Origin of the sequence: Pseudomonas taiwanensis (genome assembly GCF_013393345.1) — a bacterium.
In the GTDB taxonomy this organism is placed as follows: domain Bacteria; phylum Pseudomonadota; class Gammaproteobacteria; order Pseudomonadales; family Pseudomonadaceae; genus Metapseudomonas; species Metapseudomonas resinovorans_C.
Genome location: NZ_QJRF01000040.1, coordinates 59,502 through 84,025 on the forward strand (window position 1 = coordinate 59,502; position 24,524 = coordinate 84,025).

Here is a 24,524-nt window from a genome sequence, read left to right on the forward strand (position 1 = left end):
GAACATGTAGGAGCGAGCTTGCTCGCGAACAGCCGAAGGCTGACCCGAAGGGCGCTCGGCCAGCCTGACCCGCTCAGACCATCCCCAGCCGCTTGCGCATGGCCTTGGTAATGGTCTGACGGTTCGCCTCGAAGTCCGCCCAGGGCGATTCGCCGGCTTCGTCCAGACGTTTGCGCAGGTTTCGGATGGTCCAGTCATGGGCGCCCTTGAGTCCACCGAGCTCTTCGAAGAACACCGGCACGGAAACCGGTAACCCTTCGCGCGCCCGCGCCGAATAGGCGGCGACAGTCGTCGCGCCCAGGCCGTTGCGCAGATAGTCGATGAAGATCTTGCCCACGCGGTTCTTCGGGCCGGACTTGGCCGAGAACCGTTGCGGCAGGTGTCGGGCCATGTGGGTGGCAATGGCGTGGCTGAAAGCCTTCACCTGGTCCCAGTCCTCCTTGGGCTTCAGCGGGACCACCAGGTGCATGCCCTTGCCGCCGCTGGTCTTGAGGAATGCCCGGAGTCCCAGTTCATCCAGCACGGTCAGCACCAGTTGGGTCGCCTCGACCATGGCTTTCCACGGCAACGCCGGGTCCGGGTCGAGATCGAGGATGAAGCGGTCGGGATGGGCGAGATCGGTACTGGTGGCGTTCCAGGTATGCAGCTCGACCGTGCCCATCTGCACTGCGCCGACCAGCGCCTCGACACTGTTGATCACCATGGCGGGCTGGCCTGCACGGGATTTCTCCAGCACCTCCAGGGCGTCTATGCCAAGGTTTTCGCCGCTCTTCTGGAAGAAGTGCTCGCCAGCGATGCCATCGGGCGCCCGTACCAGTGCGACGGGCCGGTCCCGCAGTTCGGGCAGCAACCAGTCGGCGATCTCCGCGTAATACTCGACCAGCTCCAGTTTGCTGGCGCCAATGCTGGCGTCGATGATCCGCTCGGGATGGGTGATGCGGAATTTCCCCGCCGTCTTTCGGGCGGGTTCCTTCGCTGGGCTCGCTTTGCCGCCGGGTTTCGTGGGCACTACATGGCTGGCTTTCTCGCGAGTAATGGCGCTGGCCGGTTTATCGCTGCGCAGCCCATGGAACACCGCGTGGCGCACGAGCCCCTCGCGGGTCATCTCGGCAAAGGAGACTTCGGCCAGCAGCTCGGGCTTCAGCCAATGCACGCCCCTCACTTCGCTTCCGGTAGGGGGATGGGCGAGCGGCGATTTCTTCACCTCCAGGGGCTTCATCCGGGCCTGCACCCGCGCGAGGCTCGCCTGATCGAAGCCGGTGCCTACCTTGCCGGCATAGCGCAGCTCGCCGCTGTCCTCGTCGTGAAGCGCCAGGAGAAGCGCACCGAAGTGGCTGCGGCTGCCCTTGGGTTCGGTATGGCCGACGATCACGAATTCCTGGCGCTGCTTGCACTTGAGCTTGATCCAGTCCGGGCTGCGACGGGATTGGTAGAGGCTCCCCGCGCGTTTGCCGATCAGTCCTTCCAGTTTCATCCGGCAGGCGCTTTCCAACAGGGACTCGGGGTCCTCGGAGAGATCGGCCGAGTAGCGCAAAGGCGAGTCCTCGTTGTGCTCCAGCAACTTTTCCAGGGCAGCGCGCCGTTGTTCCAGGGGCACGCCCCGCAGGTCCTTGCCATCGAGGTAGAGCAAGTCGAAGACGTAGTAGAGGATGGCCTCGCTGCGTGCCGTCTCGAAGGCGTTCTGCAAGGCCTGGAAGTCCGGTGTGCCGTCCTCGTCTGTGACAATCGCCTCGCCATCCAGCCACGCGCTGTCCAGCGCCAATCCCGCCAGGGCCTTGGCCTGGCGAGGCAGCTTGGCGGTCCAGTCCTTGCCATTGCGGGTGAGCAACTGCACCTCGCCATCCTCGATGCGGGCGAGCAGTCGGTAACCGTCGAACTTGACTTCATAGCGCCAGTCCCCGGTCGGCGGCCCGTCTACGAGGGTGGCCAGCTGGGGCTTGATGGTCTCGGGTAGTGCCGCTGCAACGCTTCCTGCCAGGGCTTTCTCCCGGGGCTGTTTGTTTGCCGCCTTGCGCGGCTGCTTGGGTGCCTTCTTTCCTTTCGCCTTGGGCAGTAGGGTACGTTCGCTGAGGACGCTCTCCGGACGCGCTTCGGTAATGTCCAGTTCACTCTCGGGTTGGGCGGCATCGTCGCGGTGCTTGATGAGGAACCATTGCTCCTGCTTGCCCGGCATGTGCGTCCGCACCAGGTTCCAGATACCGCTGAGTTTTTCGCCACGCAGTTCGAACTTCAGCTTGCCCTTGGCATAACCGGCGATGGGATCGTCCTGGGGAATCCAGATGCCCCGGTCCCAGACGATGACGTCGCCGGCACCATAATGGCCCTCCGGGATGTGTCCTTCGAAGTCGGCGTAATCCAGCGGGTGGTCTTCGACATGGATCGCAAGGCGCTTCGCCTGCGGGTCCAGGCTGGGGCCCTTGGGCACTGCCCAGCTCTTGAGCGTGCCGTCCAGTTCCAGGCGGAAGTCGTAGTGCAGGCGCGTGGCGGCGTGCTTCTGGATGCAGTACTGCAATGCCCCGGCGGGTTCTTTGCGTTTCCCCCGCGCACGGCGTGGCTGGCCGGCCGGTTCCGGGGTGGCATCGAAGTCGCGCTTGCGCTTGTAGTCGTCGAGAGCATCAGTCACGGCGGGCCTCCTGATTGAGGAGAGGCAAGGCGCTCGATAAGGTTCAGGCTGATTCGCGAATGGCGAGGCGCATCTATTCCTTGTGATAACGGAGCAGGGGCTGCACGGTGACCCCGTGAATCAGGATGCTCATGGCCACCACGCTGAGCACCATGTCGCTGAGCAGGCGCCGTTCCAGCCCGGCGGGGCCTTCATTGAGGACGAAGCAGAGGTAGAAGAGACTGCCGATGCCGCGTATGCCGAACCAGCCGATGAGCAGGCGGTGCGGCGGCGGAATCCGTGGCGCATGGATAAACAGCATGACGGCGGCGGGGCGTACCAGCAGGAACAGGCCGATGGCGACGATCACCGCCTCCCAGCGCCAATGGGCGTAGAGGAGGGCGCCGAGCAGGGTGACCAGCAGCACTTCCAGGGCGCGTTCCAGCAGATTGCCGAAGGCGAGGATATCCACCATCAGCGCGCTGGCTGCAATCTGCGGATGGCGTTCCTTGTCATCGCCGAACTCGATGATCGCCTGGCCATGGCTCGGCTCGCGATTCTCCGCGCCGAGGGTACATTCTTCCGCCGGAACCGCGCCGCTGGTCCCGACTTCGGCCTGCCGCATCCCCAGCCCCGCCGCGAAGGTGCCGAGGAATCCCCAGGCACCGATGCTTTCGGTCGCGACGTAGGAAAGGGCGATGACCGCCAGGGCAAGGAAGGTGTTGGGCGAAACCGCCATGTCCGTATGCCGCGCGCGCAGGTGGATGCCCAGTTGCCCAACCAGACGCCCGAACCAGAAACCGAGCAGAAGACCCGCCGGAATCGCCCAGAGCACGTAGCGCAGCAGCCAGATCAGCGCCTCCTCGGTCGGCACGTTGGCGGGTGTTTCAAAGGCGAGGAGCATCAACCCGGCCATCACGAAAGGGAAGGCGATGCCGTCGTTCAGGCCTGCTTCGCCGGTGAGGGCGAAGCGCATCGGATCGGTATCGCCCGCGTCGTTCACCTGGATCAGGTTGGCCAGCACCGGGTCAGTGGGCGAGAGAATGGCGGCCAGCAGCAGGGAGAGTCCGGGACTAAGATCCAGCGCGAAGTGCAGGAACACGGCAAGGCCGAGGATTGTTGCGACCAGTACTGGCCCGGCCAGCAACCCAGCCGGCCGCCATTCGGGTGCGCGAAAGGGCAGGCGTAGCCTCAGACCGGAAAGAAACAGCGAGATCAGCACCGTCGCTTCCACCAGATGTTCCAGCCAGGGGCCGACGGTAAGCACATCTTCCCCCCACAGCCCGAGGCCAGCCGGTCCTATGAACAGGCCGAACAGCAGGTAGAGGGCGGAGGTGGAGATCGGCAGGAGCCGGACATAGGCGGAAGCGAGACCCACGATGAGCAGAATGCTGCCCAGTACCAGCATCCACAGGAAGAACGTCATGGTGAATGGGCTACGCCTGGCGCGAAGCGGTCAGCTCAGCGGGTGGGCAGCTGCCAGCGCCTGGGCTTGTTGCAGGCGGTGCACGAAAACCGGTAGCGCGGTGCGGGCGAAATCCTGCAGTTCCAGGTCATCGATATCCTCGGCCGAATCCAGCAAGGCCACTACGGCCTCGTTGGCGGCGACCTGGCTGGTAGCAAAAGCGGCATCGAAGCGTTCGGGTTCGATACTTTGCAACTCGGTCAGCTCCGTGCCAGCGCCCGACTCGCAGAGGAATTGCGGGCATTTGCGCCCGGCCAGGGACTGCAGGGCGCCGCTGACGCGGCACTGCTCCACCATGGCGACCATGGCGAAGGCGCGAACATCGGCGGAGGGGCTTTTCTGCAGGGCGATCTCGGCGGCTTGCATACCGACTTCGCCAGCAGCGAGCGCCTGGGCACAGAAGGCTCCGGATTCGGGGTCGATTTCAGTAACGATTCGGGGGGACGGGTCGCCAATGTCCAGGTCAGGTAGGGAAATCATGGTGCTTCACCCTTGAAAATGTAGGTCATCCGTATAATTGGGATGCTCCTGCGAGCGCTCGGGTTCAGGTAATTTTTCGTTCTGTCGGCAAGCCCTCGACGAACTCGGCCAGCAAACCCTCGACCACGGCGAGCAATGCACGAGGCTTCGATGAGTTTTGCTCCAGGGTGGCTTGGTACTGCTCCAACTGGCGATCGGCGCTGCTTCCTGCTTGCAGGATGCGACGTGCCTGGACGAACGCTCCATCGTCACCGAGGCACCGTGCCGCCTCGCCAAAGCGTGCCTCCGCGTCGGCCAGCCAGGCTGCGCAATCCAGGGTTTCGCGACCGGTTTCGTCGAGAAAACGGCCATGGATGCCGTGCATGCGAGCCCGCCAGTAATTCTCCATGACCACCTGCCGTTGCAAGGCGCTCGGTGCCGGAGGAGGGGGGCTTTCCCGAACGTGGGTGACCATGCTGCGGAACAGCCCGGCAATGCACAGCGAATCCTCCAGCCGTGGGCAGGCGTCGGCGATACGCAGTTCCAGGGTGGGGAAGCGGGCGGAAGGGCGGATGAACCACCAGACGTCGCTGTCGGTGCGAATGGCGCCGATGCCGTGCAGCCAGCTGATATGCGCCCGGTACTCGGCTTCATCGGCGAAATCATCAGGCAGGTCCATTCGCGGCCACTGCCCGCAGATCACCCGGCGATAGCTCATGCTGCCGGTGGGTTGGCCCAGCCAGAAAGGCGAAGACGCACTGAGGGCGAGCAGCAGCGGGAGCCAATGCAGCAGATTCCGTAGCAGAAGGATGCGGTCATGTCCGTCAGGTACGCCCACGTGCACATGGAGACCGCAGAGCAGGCTGCTGCGAGCGATCATCCGGTAATCGTCGAACAGGCACTGGTAGCGTGGCGACGGATTGCGGCGGGTGGCCAGGCCATCGGCGAAAGGGTGGCTGCCGGCTGAAAGCAGCCCCATGCCAAATCCTGCGACCACCTCCGCCAGCCGCGCACGCTGGTCCGCCAGGCAGGCGCGTGCTTCGGCGAGGTCGTGGAGGATGGGGGTGACCAGTTCCAGCTGGCACTCGAACATCTCATCTGCCAGGCAGGTGCCGAGCGCATTGCGGCACGCCGCAACCAGACCGGGAGGCGCTTGTGCGGGCACGTTGCGCGTACGCAGGTCTACCAGCAGGTACTCTTCTTCGATACCGAAGCCAGGAAGCGCTTCTGCATTCAACATTGCCGTGAATCCATGGGCCGACACTCAAACTGACCCGGCCGTCCTGCGCCGGTTCAGGTCGCCTTCGCCGCCTGTCAATCACGCTGAATCTTTCCGCTGCCCACGGTTCGGAAGGTGAGGACACCCAGGAGCCGGCAATGGACAAATCCCTTCTCCGCGACGACGGCGCTGCCGTCGCTTCCCGGCCCCAGGTGGTCGACCCGGCGAAAAACCTTTACTGGAAGTTACTGGCCGAGCCAGAGTCGGCTGCGGTGATCCAGCGTGCGCGGCGCTTCCTGGAAGCCCAACTGGCCGAGGCCACCAGTCTCCCTTGCGACATGCCGAACGACCCCGCGCAGCTCCTCGGCTGGATGGAAGACCGCGTGCGCCAGACGGCAGTTGCCTACGCCGACTACCAGGCACAACGCGCCCAAGGGCAATCGCGACGCTACTTCAGTAGTCGCGCCCATGCCCTGTACTTCCTGCGCGGTGTGGCGCCGACCAAGCTGGTGGACGGGGCCTGGCTTTATGGCCTGCTCGCCCACTGGCGGGAGCACCGCTTCCAGGGACTGGTGCGCACCTACCTGGAAGAGCTGGGCGAGGGCGTGCCGGAACAGAACCACGTGCTGATCTACCGAAACCTGCTGGCTCGCCACGGCTGCGACGACATCGAAGCCCTGGATGACGAGTGCTACATCCAGGGCGCCACGCAGCTGGCCCTCGGGTACCTGGCGCGGGAACGGTTGCCGGAAGTCATCGGCTACAACCTGGGCTACGAACAATTGCCACTGCACCTGTTGATCTGCACGCGCGAACTGGCGGAGCTGGGCATCGATCCTCACTACTTCCGTCTGCACGTCACCATCGACAACGTCAGTTGCGGCCATGCCATGCAGGCCGTGAAGGCCCTGCACGAAAACCTGCCCCTGGCCGCCCGGCGTGACGAGTTCATGGCACGCGTGGCCCGGGGATATCGGCTGAGTGACCTGGGCCTGGGCACCCTCGACGTGATCGCGCGCTTTGACCTGGAGCACGAACTGCTCGGCATGCTCGAGCGCAAGCGGCACAAGGCGCAGAACATGCACTCGGACGCCTCCGTGTTGCAGGGCTGTCCGCTCAACCGCTGGCTGAGCCAGCCGGGGCAGATGCAGCGGCTACTCATGGCACTCGAGCAGCGCGGCTGGATTCGCCGTCACGAAGCACCCGCCGCCAGCCGCTTCTGGCAGGTGGTGGAGGGGCAGTCGGCCGCCATGTTCGGCGTGTTCAGCCCTTATGAGAAACAGCTGATCCATGACTGGATTGCCGGGCGCTGGCTGCAGACGCCGCAGGCAGCTTGCCGGCCCTGGCGGCGCGCACGTCATCGCAAGTTGCCGCCGCTCGGCGCGGGCGACGAGTTCGACCTCGACGAGCGAGCCCTGCAAGGCCAGCTGGACGCGATAGATCCTGACGGTGGAATGCAGCGGCTCATCAGCCTGATGTCGCCAGCCTTCCACTACCGGCCGGCGGGGCTGCTCGCGACCCGTCTGTTCACGGCACAGTCGAGATGAACGAAGGGGCAGGACCATGCAAGGCGACGAAAGCTGTTCCGAACTGTCCAGGCGCAACCAGGCACTCCTGCATCTGGGCGAAGCGCTGAAGCAACGGGGTTACCGTTTCACCACGGTCACACCCGCCACCCATGTGCGCATCAACCAGCGGCCGGAAAATGCCATGGCCATGGACCTGGACGGGGTCTTCGGCTGGAGCCGGCCCTTCACCCGGGAAGTGATCGGCGAGGACCTTTTCCAACTGATGGAAGCCGCCGACGTACTGATCGCCGGGGTCGACGGGTTTCGCTCCACGGTCCGCTGGTCCAGCCTGGGCGGGGAGCTCTACGTGCACTCCAGCTTCCCCACCGAGGCCGCCGATGCCGTGTTCTTCGGCCCGGACACTTACAGGTTCGTGCAAGCCATCGACTGTTTCCTCGACCAATCCGCGCGGGAGGTGGTCAAGGCCGTGGATGTGGGTTGCGGTACAGGCGCAGCGGCGATCCGCATCGCCGGGCGCTTCCCGCACGCGGATGTGCAGGTGCTGGATATCAACCTGCGGGCGCTGGAGTTCACCCGGATCAACGCCCGTCTGGCTGAAACCCCCGGCGTACGCGCCATCGCCAGCGATCTGTTGCGAGAGGCCGAGGGTCACTTCGACCTGATCGTGGCCAATCCGCCCTACATGCTGGACCCGGCACAACGCACTTACCGGCACGGAGGAGGGGAAATGGGCAGCGGCCTGTCCCTGGCCATCCTCGACGGGGGCGTTGCGCGCCTGGCGCCCGGCGGTGCGTTGCTGCTCTATACCGGGGTGGCGATCGCGAACGGACGGGACAGCTTCTTCGAGCGCGTGGCCGAATGCCTGGGTGCCACGGACCTGCAATGGCACTACCGGGAGCTGGACCCCGATGTATTCGGCGAGGAACTGGACGAATACGCCTACCTCAATACCGACCGCATCGCGGCGGTGTTGCTGACGGTGGTGCGCGGCCCGGGGAACTAGCTTTCCTGGGCCTCCCGTTCGCGGCGGCGATCCCGTTCTTCCTGCTGGAGTTCGACATCGCTGCGGATCTGCGCGTGGCTGATCAGGGCGAATATGAAACTACCACCGACAATATTGCCAAGCAGGGTAGGGCCGGCGAAGACGAGCCAGAATTCCATCCAGGCCAGTTCGCCCGCAAAGACGAGGTAGGCGGCCTCTACCGAACCCACCACGATGTGGGTGAAATCACCGAGTCCCATCAGTGTCGTCACCAGCACGATGATCCAGAACTTGGCGCTCTCCTGGGCCGGGATCATCCACACCATGGTGGCGATCATCCAGCCGGAAATGACCCCACGGGCAAACATCTGGGTGCTGTCGTTCTGCATCAGCTTGCGGCCGATTTCCAGGAAGGCCGCGTCGGTCTGCGCGTCGAAGATCGGCAACTGCAGCAGCAGATAGGCCACCAGCAGGGTTCCGGCGAGGTTGCCGGTCAGCACCACGCTCCAGAGCTTGCCCAGACGTGCGAAATTGCCGGGCGTGGGTTTGTTCATGACGGGCAGGACCGCCGTCAGTGTGTTCTCGGTGAAGAGTTGCTGGCGTGCCAGGATCACCGCGAGGAAACCTGCCGAGTAACCAATGCTGGAGAGGGCCGTGGCGGCTTCGACACCTTCCAGGCGCGCCCGCAGCAGGCCCATGCCCATCATCGACAGTCCCATGGACAGGCCGGCCGCTAGCGCCGACCACCAGAGCGCGGCGACCGTACGCTGCAACTCCTGGTCGCCCTGCAGACGGATGATCTCGTGAACCACCGCGGCGCGGGGCGGTTTGCTCTTGTGGGCTTCCCGCTCTTCGCTGGGGGTGAGGGACGGGGTCTTGTCACTGTTGCTCTTGTCCATGGCGAGGATGACCTGCGCAGCTTGGCTATCCATTTGTGACCCTGTGTTGGCTCATTGGACTCCGTGCCATCCATCGCGGGCCCGATGACCGCCGGGGAAAATTACCTGAACGATCGTCACGCCGGTTACGTCGGAAGACTGCGTAGGCCCGGCACGGGTCATCCATTCATGCACAGGCCGTAGCCGGCCAGGAGCGGACACCATGGAACTCACTGAAGATCGCAAAGACACGGTACGCACCCTCAACAACCTCATCGAAACCAGCAAGGACGGCGAAGCGGGCTTCAAGGTCTGCGCCGACGACGTAAAGCGCCCGGACCTCAAGCAACTGTTCATGGAGCGCTCACGGCAGTGTGGTGCGGCCGCCGCCGAACTGCAGAGGGCCGTGGTTGAACTTGGCGGCGAACCAGAAGACAGCACCAGCGTCAGCGCAGACCTGCATCGTCGCTGGGTAGACCTGAAATCCCTGGTCACCGGCAAGGACGAGAAAGCCATCCTCAACGAATGCGAGCGCGGCGAAGACGTGGCCAAGAAGCAGTATGCCGAAGCGCTGCAGACGAACCTGCCGACCGACATTCGTGCCACCGTCCAGCGGCAGTACGAAGGGGTGTTGCGCAACCACGATCAGATCAAGGCACTGCGCGACGTCGAGCACGCCAGGAGCTGATCGGCCGCGAAAAAGGCCCGGATATGTTCCGGGCCTTTCACGTCCTATGTGCCGACTTTTTTCGCGTGCAAGCTCGCTCCTACAAGTGGAACTCCGCTCGGCAAAAAACCTGAATCATTCCCCCGCGCTGCCAGTCGACTGAAGCAGGTAACCCCAGTTGGAGAGCCACCATGATTCGCGACAAACCCGCCTCCAGAGAAAGCGACGTGACCGAACGCAGCATGGGCTCGACGCGCGAGCTGGACTTCAGCGAAGAGCGCGACACCCGTGAAGGCAGCATCGAAGACCTGCGCCCCACTGGCGAGATCGAACGGGAAGTTCCGGCCGAATCCGTGGTGGAACGTGGTGGCGAGAGCCCGGACGACAACCCGCGCGAAGACAATGTGACTCCCGACGATCTCAGCCCCGACACGCTGTATGACCAGACCGGCGCCCGCTCCCCGGAAGAGCGGGAAGGTGACAGCCCGGCGGATCAGGAGTTGCGCACGGTGCCCGAGTCGGAGATCGGCGGCGGCATCGGTCTCGATGAAGCGGAACTGGGCCGCTCGGCCCCCCTCGACGGCAAACCCTGGACCGACCGGGTTTCGCCGGTGGACGGCTCTGAAGACGAGTGACGCGCCCGAGCGCGTGGAGGTTCAACCATGAAAAATCCCAAGATCAATTGGGTTCCAGCCAATCGGTTTGGCGTGAAAGTCGTGGTTTCCCTGAGCAGAAAACGCCGCTCGCGCAAGCCACGCAAAGTAGTTACTCAGGCGGCGGGGCGGGTCTGAGCCATGCAGATACCGCACACTTCCGATAAGCACCGCTACCCGGAGAACCGGCAGCGGCCATTGATCAGCCATATTCCCCTGCCCAACACGGCGCTGGGCTTCTTCCTCTGGAGGGTACGACCATGAACGGAGCGCGCTGCGCCTGTCCCGAGTGCACCTGCATCGTGGACGCCGACGCCGTGGTAGTTGATGGAAAAGCCTTCTGCTGCCCGGCGTGCGCCGAGGGCCATCCTTCCGACAACGCACAATGCCGGGACCCGAACTGCCAATGCGGCGAGGCCAATGCGCAAGACCAGCCGCGTGAAACCCAGGTCGACCACGCCCTGGAGGAAACCTTCCCGGCGAGTGATCCGATTTCGCCGTGATTGGGGGCGGAGTCGCCGCCCCATCTCATCTGCCTCGCTTCAGGATGACTTGTGCCTCGCCGGCGCGAGTCACCCCTCGCCCGCTTGCGGGAGAGGGGCCGGGGGTGAGGGTAGCGTCAGGCCGGCTCGGAGTTCGTGGGCAGAACTGCGTCCTGCTTGGCGAATGAATTCGCCCCCACAGTAGAGTGCCCCCGGATGTACGGAGTCGCCGGCGCGAGTCACCCCTCGCCCTTTGGGAGAGGGGCCGGGGGTGAGGGTAGCGTCAGGCTAGCTGGGAGTTCGTGGGCAGAACTGCGTCCTGCTTGGCGAATGAATTCGCCCCCACAGTAGAGTGCCCCCGGATGTACGGAGTCGCCGGCGCGAGTCACCCCTGGCCCTCCGGGAGAGGGGCCGGGGGTGAGGGTAGCGCCAGGCTAGCTGGGAGTTCGTGGGCAGAACTGTGTCCTGCTTGGCGAATGAATTCGCCCCCACAGTAGAGTGCCCCCGGATGTACGGAGTCGCCGGCGCGAGTCACCCCTCGCCCGCTTGCGGGAGAGGGGCCGGGGGAGAGGGTGGCGCCAGGCTAGCTGGGAGTTCGTGGGCAGAACTGCGTGCTGCTTGGCGAATGAATTCGCCCCTACAGGAATTGTTAAGCCCGAGCACGATCCTTCGCGAGCAAGCTCGCTCCTACAAAAACTCCAAAAAAAACCGTCGCCATACTGCTGCGACGGTCAGGGGAAGTCAGTGTCAAGCGCCCTTGCGCAGCGCCTCTATCAATTCGCCCTTGCGCATCTTCGAGCGCCCTGGAATGTTGCGCTTACGGGCCCGTTCCATCAGTTCGGTCTTGGTCATGCCATCGACCTTCTGGCCAGGACGGGGCACACCCTTGCGGGTGGCCGCTGCACGGCGTGCGGAGGATTTGCGTGCGGCTTTCTTTTCCCCTGCGCTGGTTTTCTGTCCTGAACCGCCGGTGCGTTCGCCGCCGCCAGATTGCTTGTTGACCGTGGCCCATGCGCGGGACTCGGCTTCGTCCTTGGAAACGCCCTTGGCCTCGTAACTCTCCTCGATGTGCTCGGCCTTGCGCTTCTGTTTGTCGGTGTATTTGTCTTTGCTTCCGCGCGGCATGGCGTGCTCCTCCTAAAGGTCGCCTGCGGCTTGAACGCCGCATGGCCTTATTTTGGAAGAGGCGCTCGGGGCCCCGTGGTTCGCTTCAGCGGATGAACGGTGCTCCGATAGCTCGAACCGCTTCGCCTCCGCTGGTTTCAGAATTTCATGGGGTCCGTCTGGAGAGCACCATGGAATTGGGCGAGCGCATCCTCAACACCCTGCTGGCGGAGTTCGCCGACCTTGGCCACGTGGAAGGACTGGTTCGGGCGCTGCTGCGCTTTCTGCTGGCGATCTTCCTTGGCGGTCTGCTCGGCTACGAACGGGAGGTCAAGGGCAAGTCGGCCGGCATGCGCACCCATATGCTGGTCTGCCTCGGTGCGGCGCTCTTCATCATGGCACTGGAGCAGGACGGCGCAGGCCACGACGCCATCAGCCGGGTCATCCAGGGCATCGCCGCCGGTATCGGTTTCCTTTGCGCCGGTACCATCCTCAAAGGACGCAGCCCGGCCGATGTCCAGGGCCTGACCACTGCCGCCGGCCTCTGGGCGGCAACCGCAATCGGGGTCGCCGTCGGGATGGGACGAGAGGCAACCGCTGTGCTTGGCACCCTGCTGGCGCTGATGGTCCTGCACGTAGTGCCGTTCCTGGTCGATCCGGCAGGGAATGGTAAGGATGACGTGGAGGACGCGCCGGCGCACAACGACGAGAGGGACGAGAAAGACGAGAAGCCGTAGGAAATCCACCTGAACTTTCCTGCCGTCGTGCCCTCGGAATCCCAGTAGCCCACCCCATCGAATGCAGGTCCTCCGGGTCGGGCCGACTCAACCGATTGCATCGTCTGAACGGCGTTCAAGGAGCCAGAGCATGCTTCCGGCGCAAGAAGGCGAATCCACGGCGATTCGCGCAGCACGAGAACCCCGGTTGTGCATCGAGGGCGTGGAGCCAGTGGTCGAAGGCGGCCGCTTTCCGGTCAAGTGCATCAGCGGGCAGGCCCTGGAAGTCCGGGCGGTCATCTTCGCCGACGGCCATGACCAACTGGCGGCGGATCTGCTGTGGAGGATGACGGGGCAGGCGGACTGGCGGCGCACGCCCATGGAGCTGCTCGGCAACGACCATTGGACCGCATGGTTGAGGCCCGAGGGAGAAGGGCACCTGGAGTTCGTCATCGAGGCTTGGCAGGACGTCTTCGCGAGCTTTCGCTATGAGCTGACCAAGAAATACGGTGCTGGCGTGCCGGTCCCCCTCGAACTGGCCGAAGGTGCGTCGCTGGTCCGGCAAATCGCGGGCGAGGCGCCGTCGCACATGAGCGGCGAACTGGAGCAGTTCCTCGCGCGGCTGGATGGCTGCCAGGGTATCCAGGACCAGGTAGCGCTGTTCATCGAGCCCGAGGTCGGCAACCTGATGCGCCGCGCCGAGCACCGCCCGCACCTGCTGCGCAGCCCTGCATACCCGGTGGAGGTGGAAAGACACCTCGCGCTGTTTGGCAGCTGGTACGAGCTGTTCCCCCGTTCCGAAAGCCCTGACCCGACTCGCCACGGCACCTTCGCCGATGTCCGTCGGCGCCTGCCGGACATCGCCAGGATGGGCTTCGACGTGCTCTATTTCCCGCCCATCCATCCCATCGGCCGCACTCACCGCAAGGGTCCCAACAACAGCTTGCGCGCCGGCCCTGATGATCCCGGCAGTCCCTATGCGATCGGCAGCGAGGAGGGCGGCCACGAGGCCGTGCATCCTGAACTGGGCAGCCTGGAAGACTTCCGCATGCTGGTGGATTCGGCCCATGCCCATGGCCTGGAAGTGGCGCTGGACTTCGCCATCCAGTGTTCCCCCGACCACCCGTGGCTGAAGCAGCATCCCGGCTGGTTCAGCTGGCGACCGGACGGCACCATCCGCCACGCGGAAAATCCGCCGAAGAAGTACGAAGACATCGTCAACGTCGATTTCTATGCCGAACAGGCCATCCCCGGTCTCTGGCTGGGCCTGCGCGACGTGGTGCTCGGCTGGGTGGACCAGGGCGTCAGCCTGTTTCGCGTCGACAACCCGCACACCAAGCCGCTGCCGTTCTGGGAATGGCTGATCGCCGAAGTACGGCAGCGTCACCCGCAAGTGATCTTCCTCTCCGAGGCCTTCACCCGGCCGGCGATGATGGCGCGGCTGGGCAAGATCGGCTTCAGCCAGAGCTACACCTACTTCACCTGGCGCAATACCAAGGCCGAGCTGCAGAAGTACCTGACCGAGCTCAACCAGCCGCCGTGGCGGGACTGCTACCGGCCCAACTTCTTCGTCAATACGCCGGACATCAATCCCTTCTTCCTGCACCACAGCGGGCGCCCCGGTTTTCTCATCCGCGCGGCGCTGGCCACCATGGGCTCCGGACTCTGGGGCATGTACGCAGGTTTCGAGCTGTGCGAATCGGCGCCTGTGCCCGGCAAGGAGGAATACCTGGACTCGGAGAAATACCAGCTGCGTGCGCGGAACTACGACTCGCCGGGCAACATCCGCGCCGAGATCACCCAGCTGAACATGATCCGTCGCGACAACCCCGCCCTGCAGACCCACCTCGGCTACAAGGCCTACAACGCCTGGAACGACCAGATCCTCTACTTCGGCAAGCGCACCGAAGACTTGTCGAACTTCATCCTCATCGCCATCAGCCTCGATCCGCAGCAGCCCCAGGAAGCGCATTTCGAACTGCCCCTGTGGGAGTTCGGTCTGGCTGACGACGCCGACCTGGAAGGCGAAGACCTCATGAGCGGCCACCGCTGGACCTGGCACGGCAAGGAGCAATGGATGCGCATCGACCCCGCGCACCTGCCGTTCGGTATCTGGCGCGTCCGCCCGGTCCGTTGAGAACAGGAGTATCCCCATGGCCAAGCGCAGCGGAAGGGCAGCCTTCCTGAACGACCCGCACTGGTACAAGGACGCGATCATCTACCAGGTCCATGTGAAGTCCTTCTACGACGCCAACAACGATGGCATCGGTGATTTCGCCGGGCTGATCGAAAAGCTGGACTACATCGCCGAACTCGGCGTGAACACCATCTGGCTGCTGCCGTTCTACCCATCGCCGAGGCGTGACGACGGTTACGACATCGCCATGTACCGCGGCGTGCATCCCGACTACGGCACCCTTGCCGATGCACGGCGCTTTATCGACGAAGCCCATCGGCGGGGCCTGCGGGTGATCACCGAGCTGGTCATCAACCACACCTCGGACCAGCACCCCTGGTTCCAGCGGGCCCGCCATGCGAAGAAGGGCTCCAGGACGCGGGAGTATTACGTCTGGTCGGATACGGACGACAAATACACCGGCACCCGGATCATCTTCACCGACACCGAGAAATCCAACTGGAGTTGGGACCCGGTGGCCGGGCAGTACTACTGGCACCGCTTCTATTCCCACCAGCCGGACCTGAATTTCGACAATCCTCGGGTGCTGAGCGCGGTGCTGAAGGTCATGCGCTACTGGCTGGACATGGGCGTGGATGGGCTGCGTCTGGACGCCATTCCGTACCTGATCGAGCGCGACGGCACCAACAACGAGAACCTGCCGGAAACCCACACGGTGCTCAAACGCATCCGCGCCGAGCTGGATGCCCGCTACCAGGACCGGATGCTGCTGGCCGAAGCCAACCAGTGGCCAGAGGACACGCGCCCGTACTTCGGCGATGACGACGAATGCCACATGGCCTTCCACTTCCCGCTGATGCCGCGCATGTACATGGCCATCGCCCAGGAAGATCGCTTCCCGATCACCGACATCCTCCGCCAGACGCCGGAGATCCCGCCGAACTGCCAATGGGCGATCTTCCTGCGCAACCACGATGAACTGACCCTGGAGATGGTCACCGATGATGAGCGTGACTACCTCTGGGACTATTACGCCGGAGACAAACGGGCGCGCCTGAACCTGGGCATCCGTCGGCGCCTGGCACCACTGGTGGCGCGCGACCGGCGCCGGGTGGAGCTGTTGAACAGCCTGCTGCTGTCCATGCCCGGGACGCCGACGCTGTATTACGGCGACGAGATCGGCATGGGCGACAACATCTACCTCGGCGATCGCGATGGCGTGCGCACCCCGATGCAGTGGTCGATCGACCGCAATGGCGGATTCTCCCGCGCTGACCCGGCCCGGCTGGTCCTGCCGCCGATCATGGACCCGCTGTATGGCTACCAGACCATCAATGTCGAGGCTCAGGCACACGATTCCCACTCGCTGCTCAACTGGATGCGCCGCATGCTCAGCGTACGCAAGCAACAGAAGGCTTTCGGCCGGGGCAGTGTGAAGATGCTTTCGCCTAGCAACCGACGCATCCTCGCCTACCTGCGCGAATACCGTGACGCGGATGAAGACCGTGAGGAGAGCATCCTGTGCGTCGCCAACCTCTCCAGCGCAGCCCAGGCGGTCGAGCTGGAACTGGCCGACTTCGACGGTCGCGTGCCGGTGGAGATGGTGGGCGGTTCGTCCTTCCCGCCCATCGGCCAGCTCACCTACCTGCTGACGCTGCCGCCCTACGGTTTCTACTGGTTCTACCTCGCCGATGCCTCGCAGATGCCCAGCTGGCACAAGAAGCCTGTCGAGCGCATGCCCGAGCTGCAAACCCTGGTCCTGCTGCGGCAGATCGACGAGATCATCCAGATCAAGGCGCGCCAGACGCTGGAATACGAGGCCCTCCCGTTGTACCTGCCGAAGCGCCGCTGGTTCGGCGGCGGGAACGTCACAGCGGGCAGTGTCCATCTGCTCTATGCCATGCCACTGGACGAAGGGCCGGACGCTCCGGTCCTGACCGAGATCGAGGTCCACGGCGCCCACGGCCCCGAGTTCTACCAGTTGCCGCTCGCCGTCGTGCCCGAACGCCCCAGTGGCAGCGACCTGCCGCAACAACTGGCCCTGGCGCGGCTGCGGCGCGGGCGCAAGGTCGAACTCTTGACCGATGCCTTCTCCCTGCCAGGCTTCAGCCTCGACATCCTCCGGCACCTGCGCGCCGGATCGGTGTTGCGCAATACGGACGGCGAACTGCAGTTCCTCCCGGAAGACACCCTGGCGGATATCGACACGGGCCCGGAACCCGAGGTGAAGCTGTTGACGGCGGAGCAATCCAACAGTTCGGCGCTGATCGGTGGCCGGTTGTTGCTCAAACTGCTGCGTCGCGGCTTCCCCGGTGTTCACCCGGAGGTCGAGATGGGCCGGTTCCTCACCCATCACGGCTACGCCCACGTGGCGCCGTTCCTCGGTGAAGTCCTGCGGGTGGACGAAGAAGGCCAGCCGCACACGCTGATGGTGCTGCAGCGGTACCTGGACAACCAGGGCGACGCCTGGACCTGGACCTTGAACAACCTTGACCGGGCCATTCGCGATTGCATGGGCGGGGCCGAGGTGGTCAGCGACGAAGGCGCCCTGGCGGAGCTGAAGGTATTCGCCGGAACCCTGGGCAAGCGGGTCGGGGAAATGCACGCGGTACTGGCGCGACCGACCGAAAACCCCGATTTCGGCTATCGACTGAGCGATGACAGCGACAGCGCGGAATGGGCGACCCGCATCAGTGCGCAGCTGCGCGAGGCCCTTGCTGCCCTGGTCCATGCCCAGGAGCGGCTGGGTTCGGACGATCTGGCCTCGGTGCGGTGGCTGCGTGCCGAAGAGGAGCATTTACTGATGGTCATCGGCCGGCTGGCAAGCCTGGCGGCGGGCGGCATCCTCATTCGGGTCCACGGCGATCTACATTTGGGACAGGTGCTGGTGGTGCAGGGTGACGCCTACGTCATCGATTTCGAGGGCGAGCCCAGCCGGCCATTGTCGGAGCGACGGCAACGCCACAGTCCCATGAAGGATGTCGCCGGCATGCTCCGCTCATTCGATTACGCAGCGGCGGTGGCGAGCCGCAAGGCCTGTGGCGCCGACAACTCCGCCGAGGCCCGGCACGCATGCTCCGCGGTCGTCGCCCGTTACCGCGCCAATGCGCGCACCGCCTTCCTCGATGCCTATCGTCTGGCGGCCAACGGTCTGCCTCACGAGTGGCATGGCCGGGAAGGCGAGGGCGCTGCACTGGCGTTGTTCAGCCTGGAAAAGGCCGCCTATGAAATTCTGTACGAAAGCGGACATCGCCCGGACTGGCTCGACGTGCCGCTGCACGGACTCCTGGAATTGTCACGACACCTGGTGGGACACCGCACATGATCGATGAACGACTGGAACGCCTGCGACGGGCGGAAGAAGCGGACCCCTTCAGTTTTCTCGGCCCCCATGCCGAGACGGACGGAATACGGGTGCGGACATGGCTGCCGGGCGCCGAGGCGGTGGAGTTGCTGGACGCCACCGACCAGAGCTCGCTTGGCGCGATGCACAGGACCGACCCTGAGGGACTCTTCGAGGGGTTGATGGCAGAACCGCGCCCCTACCTGTTACGAATCCAATGGCCCGGCGGGCAGCAATTGACGGAAGACCCCTATGCGTTCGGCGCACTGCTCGGCGATGTCGATCTCTATCTGTTCGCCGAGGGCAATCACCGGGAATTGGGCAACTGCCTGGGGGCGCAGCTTATCGATCAGGGCGGCATACCCGGTGTGCGCTTCGCCGTCTGGGCGCCTAATGCGCGGCGGGTGTCCGTGGTCGGCGATTTCAACGCCTGGGATGGACGTCGGCACCCCATGCGCAAGCGTTACCCGGCCGGTATCTGGGAACTCTTCATCCCGCGCCTGCAGGCTGGCGAACGTTACAAGTATGAAATTCTCGGTGCCGAAGGGCTGCTGCCCTTGAAGGCCGACCCGGTGGGGCTGGCCAGCGAGCTGCCGCCCGAGACCAGTTCCCGGGTGGCCGGGCCGCTGGAGTTCGACTGGAAGGACCAGGAGTGGATGGCGCGCCGCAAGGTCGGCCAGCAACATGACCAGCCGCTAACCATCTACGAGCTTCACGCCGGTTCCTGGCAATGGTTCGAAGATCGGCCACCGAACTGGGCGGAACTGGCCGAATCCCTGATCCCCTACATCCTGGAAATGGGGTTCACCCATATCGAACTGATGCCGATCATGGAGCACCCCTTCGGCGGCTCCTGGGGCTATCAACCGCTTTCGATGTTCGCGCCCACAGCACGCCTGGGCAGCCCGCAGGACTTCGCCGCTTTCGTCGATGCCTGCCATGGTTCGGGAATCGGCGTGATCCTGGACTGGGTGCCGGCGCACTTTCCCACCGACGAGCACGGGCTGGCCCGCTTCGACGGCACGGCGTTGTACGAATACGAGCACCCCTTCGAAGGTTTCCACCAGGACTGGGACACGCTGATCTACAACCTGGGCCGCACGGAAGTCCACGGCTTCATGTTGGCCTCGGCGCTGCACTGGCTGCGGGTCTATCACGTCGACGGCCTGCGGGTGGACGCGGTGGCCTCGATGCTTTACCGGGACTATTCACGCAAGGAAGGCGAATGGATTCCCAACCGTCACGGCGGACGCGAAAACCTGGAGGCCATCGAGTTTCTTCGCCATCTCAACGAGGTGGTGCGCAGCGAGGTACCGGGAGCGATGGTCATCGCCGAAGAGTCCACCGCCTGGCCGGGCGTCAGCCACCCCGCAGCGGAAGGCGGCCTGGGCTTCGCCTACAAATGGAACATGGGCTGGATGCATGACAGCCTCGCCTACATTCAGAAAGAACCGATCCACCGCAAGCACCATCACCACCAGGTGACCTTCGGTCTGCTCTATGCCTTTTCCGAACACTTCATCCTGCCGATCTCCCACGACGAGGTGGTGCATGGCAAAGGCTCGCTGCTGGGACGGATGCCGGGTGACCGCTGGCAACAGTTCGCCAACCTGCGCCTGTACCTCAGCTTCATGTGGACCCATCCGGGCAAGAAGCTGCTGTTCATGGGCTGCGAGTACGGCCAATGGCGCGAATGGGACCACGACCAGCAACTGGACTGGTACCTGCTGCGCTATCCAGAGCACGCGGCGATTCGGGAGCTGGTGAAGGAACTCAACGCCCATTACCGACGGGAGCCGGCGCTCTATCAGCGCGACGGGCGCGCCGAGGGTTTCCAGTGGCTGATAGGCGACGACTTCCACAACAGTGTCTTCGCCTGGTTACGCCATGGCGACGACGGCAAGCCGTTGCTGGTGGTGCACAACTTCACGCCCGAACCGCGCCGCGACTACCGAATCGGCGTTCCCCGGGCGGGACTCTGGCAATTGCTGCTGAATACGGATGACGCGCGCTTCAGCGGCTCCGGCGCCGGTACCCAGGGGGCACTCGACAGTGAGCTGGTGATCTCCCATGGCGAGGCCCAGTCGCTGCTGTTGGACCTTCCACCCCTGGGCACGCTGATATTCCGACCGGAGCGCTGACGCAGGGCTGCCGGCCGGAACGGCTGATGCATCAGTGAGCGCGGGCAACGCCCTGCAGCACCGTGGCACTGGCGTGTTCACTGCGGCAGGCGGCGATATTGCCCAGCGATACCACGCCCACGAGCCTCTTTTCGCGATTGAGCACCGGCAGGCGACGCAACTGGATCTGCGCCATGTTCTCGGCGACGTGCTGGACGTCCTCGTCCTCGAAGCAGTAACGGATGTCGCCGCTCATCACCTGGCGCACCGGCGTATCCGCGCCAAGGCCGGCTGCGACGCCACGGAGGGCGATATCCCGGTCGGTCACCATGCCCACCAGCCGATCACCTTCGTGTACCAGGATCGCGCCGCTGTCGATGCTTTCCATGAGCGAGGCGACTTCGCGCAGGCTCCGATCAGGGGTAGTGGTCTGGACGTTTCGCGTCATGATTTCGCTGATTCTCATCTTGGGTACTCCCTATCAATGCAAAGGCCCCGGTTGGGGCGCCTGAAAGAGTCGACTGACCTGCTCCCCGGTCGTTCAGGTTGTTTCGTCAGTACCGGCCATCCGCGGGGCCGAACACCACGCGGAAAAAGTCAGTCACCTGTTAGGAACCGACCTGGTCGTCCAGGCGAAGCCACGAACGAGCCGGAGTGCCCGGCATGGGAGGCGGTCATGACTGATCCACACGAAACGGCAAGGGTGCTCAATGGCCTGGTGCAGACCTGCAAGGATGGCGAAGAAGGGTTTCGCACCTGCGCCAAGGCGGTGCTGAGCCCGCCGCTGCAGCAGATGCTCGAAGCCCGCGCCGAGGAATGCGCGGCAGCGGCGGAGAAACTGCAGGGGATGGTGATGGAACTGGGCGACGTCCCTGAAGAGCACACCAGCGCCGGCGGCGACATGCACCGCCGCTGGATCAATTTCAAGGCGCTGATCACCGGGCAGAACGAGAAAGCCATCCTCGATGAGTGCGAGCGGGGCGAAGACGCGGCGATGCACAACTACGAGAAGGCCCTCGATGAGGCCTTGCCACCGGCAGTCCGCGAGGTCGTGCAGATGCAGTACGCCGGGGTGATCCGCAATCACGGGCAAATGCGCGCGCTAAGGGATAGTGGGCGGATTTGAGTGCTGGGCTTCCGAGTCAGCCTGACCCAGCCCTCACCCCCGGCCCCTCTCCCGGTGGTAGAGGGGTGACTCGCGCCTGTACGGGACAGACAATCCTGAAACTCCCGCGGATCGTGATCCCCCGCGGTTGCCAAATTTCAGGCTGCTGGCTGCTTCAGGACTGATAGTGCGTCACCGACGCGAGTCACCCCTCGCCCTCTGGGAGAGGGGCCGGGGGTGAGGGGGGTGTCAGGCGTGCGCGGAGCCCATGCCATCACGAATACCGCGCCGAATGATGCGGATAATCCCCCACCCGCGCCCCGATCACCATTTCGCTGAACCAGTTGGTGAGAATCTTCGTGTAGGCCTGCTGGTCGCAGTCCTGGCTCATGGCGTGGTCGGCGCCGTCAAGTATCCGGTGGGTCAGCGAATGGGCCTTCTCGAACGCCGCGCGGTAGCTCATCAGGGTGGTATGGGGCACGAAGGTGTCGTGCTCGGACTCCACCAGCAGCACATCACCGGCAAAAGCAGAGCAAGCCTTCAGGGCCAGATTGTCGATGGGATTCCACGGAATGTTCCGGTATCGCGCCAGCCGCGCCACGTCCAGCAGATGCTTGGGCGAGTCCCATTCGTCGTCCCAGTACAGCGCCGGCACTCTTAGCGCCAGCCATTTCACCGGCCGCATCGTGGTGAGGAAGGTCGCCAGGTAGCCGCCGTAGCTGCTGCCGATCACTGCGATGCATTCCGAATCGATCGCCGGATGGGTGGCCAGCCGGTCGTAGGCCGCGACTATGTCGTCGAGGTTGTGCCGGCGGGTGACGCTTTCCTTGGAGGCGATGGTCTTCTCGTGGCCGCGCAAGTCGAAGGTCAGGCACACGCAACCGAGGCCGGCGATACCGCGGGCGCGAGCCAGGTCGCGCTGCTGGCTGCCGCCCCAGCCATGCACGAAGAGAACGCCCGGGACTCGGGTCTCGGGCGCGAGGAGCGTTCCGGCAATTGCTTCATTATCCACCACGATCTCCACTTGTTCGCTATGTGCTGTCATGAGGTTCCACCTTGACGTACTTGGAAAGTTTGCCGAGTTCGGGCTCCTCTCCCTGATAGAGCTGGATCGAATCGGCAGGGGGCGGTGCGTCGCCATAGATTTCCTGGGTCGAGGCACACACGCTCTTCAGCGAGGAATCGGCGGCGAAGGCCTCGAGGGCGAAGACTTCCGCCGCGCTCGCGCCACCAATCCGCCAGGATTGCTCCAGGACTCCGGACCGCTGCCGCCCGCGAGCGTCCAGCCCCCTTGCGATGTCGTAGTTGCGACGCGAGGCGAACATTTCCGGATAGCTGTCGAAGGCGGCCTTCTCATAAATGCGCGCCTGCTCGATAGCCAGGCGGGTTGCTGGCGGCAGGTCGAGCTTCATCAGGTCCGCGTAATCGCCGTTCACCAGGGTCAGCTGCGAGCCGCCGTAGACACTTTCGCCGTCGTTATCCTGGGTCAGCTGCTGGGTGCCGAAGTAGCTGACCACCAGGCCGGCGGCGCGTATCTGGCCAACGCTGAAGGTTTCGGGCTGTTCCAGGTCCTCTTCCAGCACCAGGCCCCAGGTTCCGAGTTCTTCCGCATCCTGTTCGTCCAGGGCTTCGCCCAGGTCGTGCAGGTTCCAGATCACCTGTTGGCCGCGCCCGGCCTTGCCGCGTACTGGTTTCAGGCGCAGCGGGCCATGTTCCAGCATCGCTTCACCGGCGCGGTGGGCGTCGGTCAGGTCGAATACCGTATAGCCATGGAGGATGGCCTTGGCAGCCTGCTCGGCAAAGCGCTCGGACCAGCCCGGCGGAACGCGGTTAGGCAGTTTGAACAACGGATGAGTGATCGCCTTGGTGGCCGTGAAGGGCTGCGGGACCAGGCCGCCGAAGAAATCATCCGGTCCATGTATGCCCAGACCGTTGCCATTGCCGATCAGCGTTTCATCGGGAATCAGGTAGTACTGTCCCTGTTCGTGCTGCAGCGGGTCGTAACGGCCTAGAAATGGGCATCCCAGCAGTTCGCCGAGCTTTTCTCCCAGTATCCGGTGCACAGCCAGTTCGTGCTCCAGGAAGCGTTCGCCGACCTGCAGCAGCAGTACTCCATCGCGGCGCTTCATCACTGTTCCCGCCAGGTACCGCCGCTGTTTTCACAGTCGGTGCGGGCCTGTCCCAGGTTGGCGACGCTGTAGTAGTAAGTGATGACCTTGGCGTCATTGGGGATTGCCGGGCGCGCCTGGCTTTCGTTCTCCGCGCCGGATCGGGGATTGGCCAGGGATTCCTGGGTCAGGGCAGCAATGCACTGACCATCGCTGCCGTCGGCGCAACGTTCGACCGGGTGCTTCTGGCTGCTGAGCATCTCTTTGCTCTCGTTGCTGCAGGACCAGTCGATGGTCGACTCGGGCACGCCGGTGAACTCATAGCAGCTCTCCATCTCGACTGCCGGTACTGCAGAACTCGATGAACGGGTCATGACATGGCATGCCTCGGCCAGGGCCGAACCTGTGCCTAGCAGAAAGAGCAGCGGGATCAGGGGGGCAAGGCGCATGGTCAATCTCCAGTCAGCTGTTCACAGCTTCTGAACGGGGAGGTTCGCGGAGAGTTCAGGGTGATTGATCAACGGAAGCGCGCCGGAGGCGAGAAAGTCTGAACTCGCGGCCGTTGCTGTGGACTCAAATTGAAGGCGTTGTCGCCGTACGAGGAGCAATCACTCATGAAGCGGAACTGGGATCTGATCAGGGATCTACTGCTGGAAATCGAGGCCCTGGAACCAGGCCATCTCGTGACCCTGCATTGCACCGATGAACACAGTCTGGGGGAGGTGGACTATCACCTTCACCTGATGGAACAGGCCGGCCTGGTGGAATGCCGGGAGCAGCGCCAGTGGAATGGCGAGTCCGGCCGCGTCGCCAGTGCATTGACCCTGGACGGCCACGACCTGCTCGACAGTATCCGCGACCAGGAGAACTGGGATGCCAAAAAGGCCATGCTGCTACAGCGCCTGGGCGTCATCTCCTACGATTCGTTAAGGAAGATCTGCTAATCCCCTGTGCA

22 protein-coding genes are annotated in these 24,524 nt (G+C 64.1%); 12 read left to right on the forward strand and 10 right to left on the reverse strand.

Annotated elements, in window-relative coordinates; translation table 11 throughout:
* Positions 1 to 73: 73 nt before the first annotated feature.
* The 4 genes from ligD to DM872_RS06290 all read right to left on the reverse strand — a co-directional run bounded on the left by ligD (position 74) and on the right by DM872_RS06290 (position 5,766).
* Positions 74 to 2,623 carry a DNA ligase D gene (ligD, locus tag DM872_RS06275; protein ID WP_179058646.1) on the reverse strand — a complete coding sequence of 850 codons (2,550 nt, stop codon included), beginning with the start codon at positions 2,621 to 2,623 and terminating at the stop codon, positions 74 to 76.
* Between the two features lie 73 nt (positions 2,624 to 2,696).
* Positions 2,697 to 4,028, reverse strand: coding sequence for a cation:proton antiporter (locus DM872_RS06280; RefSeq protein ID WP_179058647.1), 1,332 nt, complete (start codon positions 4,026 to 4,028; stop codon positions 2,697 to 2,699).
* Positions 4,029 to 4,058: 30 nt separating this feature from the next.
* Positions 4,059 to 4,547, reverse strand: coding sequence for a DUF4142 domain-containing protein (locus tag DM872_RS06285; RefSeq protein ID WP_179058648.1), 489 nt, complete (start codon positions 4,545 to 4,547; stop codon positions 4,059 to 4,061).
* A 64-nt stretch (positions 4,548 to 4,611) separates the two neighbouring features.
* Positions 4,612 to 5,766, reverse strand: a complete 1,155-nt coding sequence (locus DM872_RS06290; protein WP_179058649.1) for a carboxylate-amine ligase — start codon at positions 5,764 to 5,766, stop codon at positions 4,612 to 4,614.
* Between the two features lie 137 nt (positions 5,767 to 5,903).
* On the opposite strand from DM872_RS06290, the gene DM872_RS06295 reads away from it, so the two are divergent.
* Positions 5,904 to 7,292 carry an iron-containing redox enzyme family protein gene (locus tag DM872_RS06295; protein WP_179058650.1) on the forward strand — a complete coding sequence of 463 codons (1,389 nt, stop codon included), beginning with the start codon at positions 5,904 to 5,906 and terminating at the stop codon, positions 7,290 to 7,292.
* 16 nt (positions 7,293 to 7,308) lie between these two features.
* Positions 7,309 to 8,277, forward strand: a complete 969-nt coding sequence (locus DM872_RS06300; RefSeq protein WP_179058651.1) for a methyltransferase — start codon at positions 7,309 to 7,311, stop codon at positions 8,275 to 8,277.
* On the opposite strand, the gene DM872_RS06305 is transcribed toward DM872_RS06300, so the two are convergent.
* Entirely contained in the window at positions 8,274 to 9,155 is an 882-nt protein-coding gene (locus DM872_RS06305) for a formate/nitrite transporter family protein (RefSeq protein WP_179058903.1), read from the reverse strand. The two genes, DM872_RS06300 and DM872_RS06305, sit on opposite strands and share 4 nt — an antisense overlap.
* 202 nt (positions 9,156 to 9,357) lie before the next feature.
* On the opposite strand from DM872_RS06305, the gene DM872_RS06310 reads away from it, so the two are divergent.
* From DM872_RS06310 to DM872_RS06320, 4 genes are all read left to right on the forward strand, one after another.
* Entirely contained in the window at positions 9,358 to 9,822 is a 465-nt protein-coding gene (locus tag DM872_RS06310) for a PA2169 family four-helix-bundle protein (RefSeq protein WP_179058652.1), read from the forward strand.
* A gap of 170 nt (positions 9,823 to 9,992) precedes the next feature.
* Positions 9,993 to 10,436 carry a phosphotransferase system, HPr-related protein gene (locus DM872_RS06315; protein ID WP_179058653.1) on the forward strand — a complete coding sequence of 148 codons (444 nt, stop codon included), beginning with the start codon at positions 9,993 to 9,995 and terminating at the stop codon, positions 10,434 to 10,436.
* Between the two features lie 27 nt (positions 10,437 to 10,463).
* Positions 10,464 to 10,592: a hypothetical protein gene (locus DM872_RS30430; RefSeq protein ID WP_256873301.1), complete on the forward strand. Its 129-nt coding sequence runs from the start codon at positions 10,464 to 10,466 to the stop codon at positions 10,590 to 10,592.
* 122 nt (positions 10,593 to 10,714) lie between these two features.
* Complete coding sequence (locus DM872_RS06320; RefSeq protein ID WP_179058654.1) at positions 10,715 to 10,957, forward strand: metallothionein; 243 nt, start codon at positions 10,715 to 10,717, stop codon at positions 10,955 to 10,957.
* A 726-nt stretch (positions 10,958 to 11,683) separates the two neighbouring features.
* Here the strand turns inward: DM872_RS06320 and DM872_RS06325 are convergent.
* Positions 11,684 to 12,061 (reverse strand): Rho termination factor N-terminal domain-containing protein, encoded by a 378-nt coding sequence (locus tag DM872_RS06325; RefSeq protein ID WP_179058655.1) that lies wholly within the window; start codon positions 12,059 to 12,061, stop codon positions 11,684 to 11,686.
* Positions 12,062 to 12,231: 170 nt separating this feature from the next.
* Here DM872_RS06325 and DM872_RS06330 point away from each other — a divergent pair, with 170 nt between their 5' ends.
* The 4 genes from DM872_RS06330 to glgB all read left to right on the forward strand — a co-directional run bounded on the left by DM872_RS06330 (position 12,232) and on the right by glgB (position 20,377).
* On the forward strand, positions 12,232 to 12,777 hold the full coding sequence (locus tag DM872_RS06330; RefSeq protein ID WP_179058656.1) for an MgtC/SapB family protein: 546 nt from the start codon (positions 12,232 to 12,234) through the stop codon (positions 12,775 to 12,777).
* A gap of 130 nt (positions 12,778 to 12,907) precedes the next feature.
* Complete coding sequence (locus tag DM872_RS06335) at positions 12,908 to 14,893, forward strand: alpha-1,4-glucan--maltose-1-phosphate maltosyltransferase (RefSeq protein WP_179058657.1); 1,986 nt, start codon at positions 12,908 to 12,910, stop codon at positions 14,891 to 14,893.
* A 16-nt stretch (positions 14,894 to 14,909) separates the two neighbouring features.
* Positions 14,910 to 18,218 carry a maltose alpha-D-glucosyltransferase gene (treS, locus tag DM872_RS06340; RefSeq protein ID WP_179058658.1) on the forward strand — a complete coding sequence of 1,103 codons (3,309 nt, stop codon included), beginning with the start codon at positions 14,910 to 14,912 and terminating at the stop codon, positions 18,216 to 18,218.
* Complete coding sequence (gene glgB / locus DM872_RS06345; RefSeq protein WP_179058659.1) at positions 18,215 to 20,377, forward strand: 1,4-alpha-glucan branching protein GlgB; 2,163 nt, start codon at positions 18,215 to 18,217, stop codon at positions 20,375 to 20,377. The genes treS and glgB overlap by 4 nt, the downstream gene beginning before the upstream one ends.
* A gap of 31 nt (positions 20,378 to 20,408) precedes the next feature.
* Here glgB and DM872_RS06350 read toward each other — a convergent pair whose 3' ends face one another.
* Positions 20,409 to 20,822 carry a CBS domain-containing protein gene (locus DM872_RS06350; RefSeq protein WP_179058660.1) on the reverse strand — a complete coding sequence of 138 codons (414 nt, stop codon included), beginning with the start codon at positions 20,820 to 20,822 and terminating at the stop codon, positions 20,409 to 20,411.
* A 210-nt stretch (positions 20,823 to 21,032) separates the two neighbouring features.
* On the opposite strand from DM872_RS06350, the gene DM872_RS06355 reads away from it, so the two are divergent.
* On the forward strand, positions 21,033 to 21,482 hold the full coding sequence (locus DM872_RS06355; RefSeq protein ID WP_179058661.1) for a PA2169 family four-helix-bundle protein: 450 nt from the start codon (positions 21,033 to 21,035) through the stop codon (positions 21,480 to 21,482).
* Between the two features lie 253 nt (positions 21,483 to 21,735).
* On the opposite strand, the gene DM872_RS06360 is transcribed toward DM872_RS06355, so the two are convergent.
* Genes DM872_RS06360 through DM872_RS06370 form a run of 3 tightly spaced genes read right to left on the reverse strand, consistent with a single transcriptional unit; the run spans position 21,736 to position 24,018 of the window.
* Positions 21,736 to 22,506: an alpha/beta hydrolase family protein gene (locus DM872_RS06360; RefSeq protein ID WP_179058662.1), complete on the reverse strand. Its 771-nt coding sequence runs from the start codon at positions 22,504 to 22,506 to the stop codon at positions 21,736 to 21,738.
* Positions 22,493 to 23,590 (reverse strand): DUF3182 family protein, encoded by a 1,098-nt coding sequence (locus tag DM872_RS06365; RefSeq protein WP_179058663.1) that lies wholly within the window; start codon positions 23,588 to 23,590, stop codon positions 22,493 to 22,495. The genes DM872_RS06360 and DM872_RS06365 overlap by 14 nt, the downstream gene beginning before the upstream one ends.
* Complete coding sequence (locus DM872_RS06370; protein WP_179058664.1) at positions 23,590 to 24,018, reverse strand: hypothetical protein; 429 nt, start codon at positions 24,016 to 24,018, stop codon at positions 23,590 to 23,592. The genes DM872_RS06365 and DM872_RS06370 overlap by 1 nt, the downstream gene beginning before the upstream one ends.
* 165 nt (positions 24,019 to 24,183) lie before the next feature.
* Between DM872_RS06370 and DM872_RS06375 the strand changes: the two genes are divergently transcribed.
* Complete coding sequence (locus tag DM872_RS06375) at positions 24,184 to 24,513, forward strand: DUF2513 domain-containing protein (RefSeq protein ID WP_179058665.1); 330 nt, start codon at positions 24,184 to 24,186, stop codon at positions 24,511 to 24,513.
* Positions 24,514 to 24,524 lie beyond the last annotated feature (11 nt).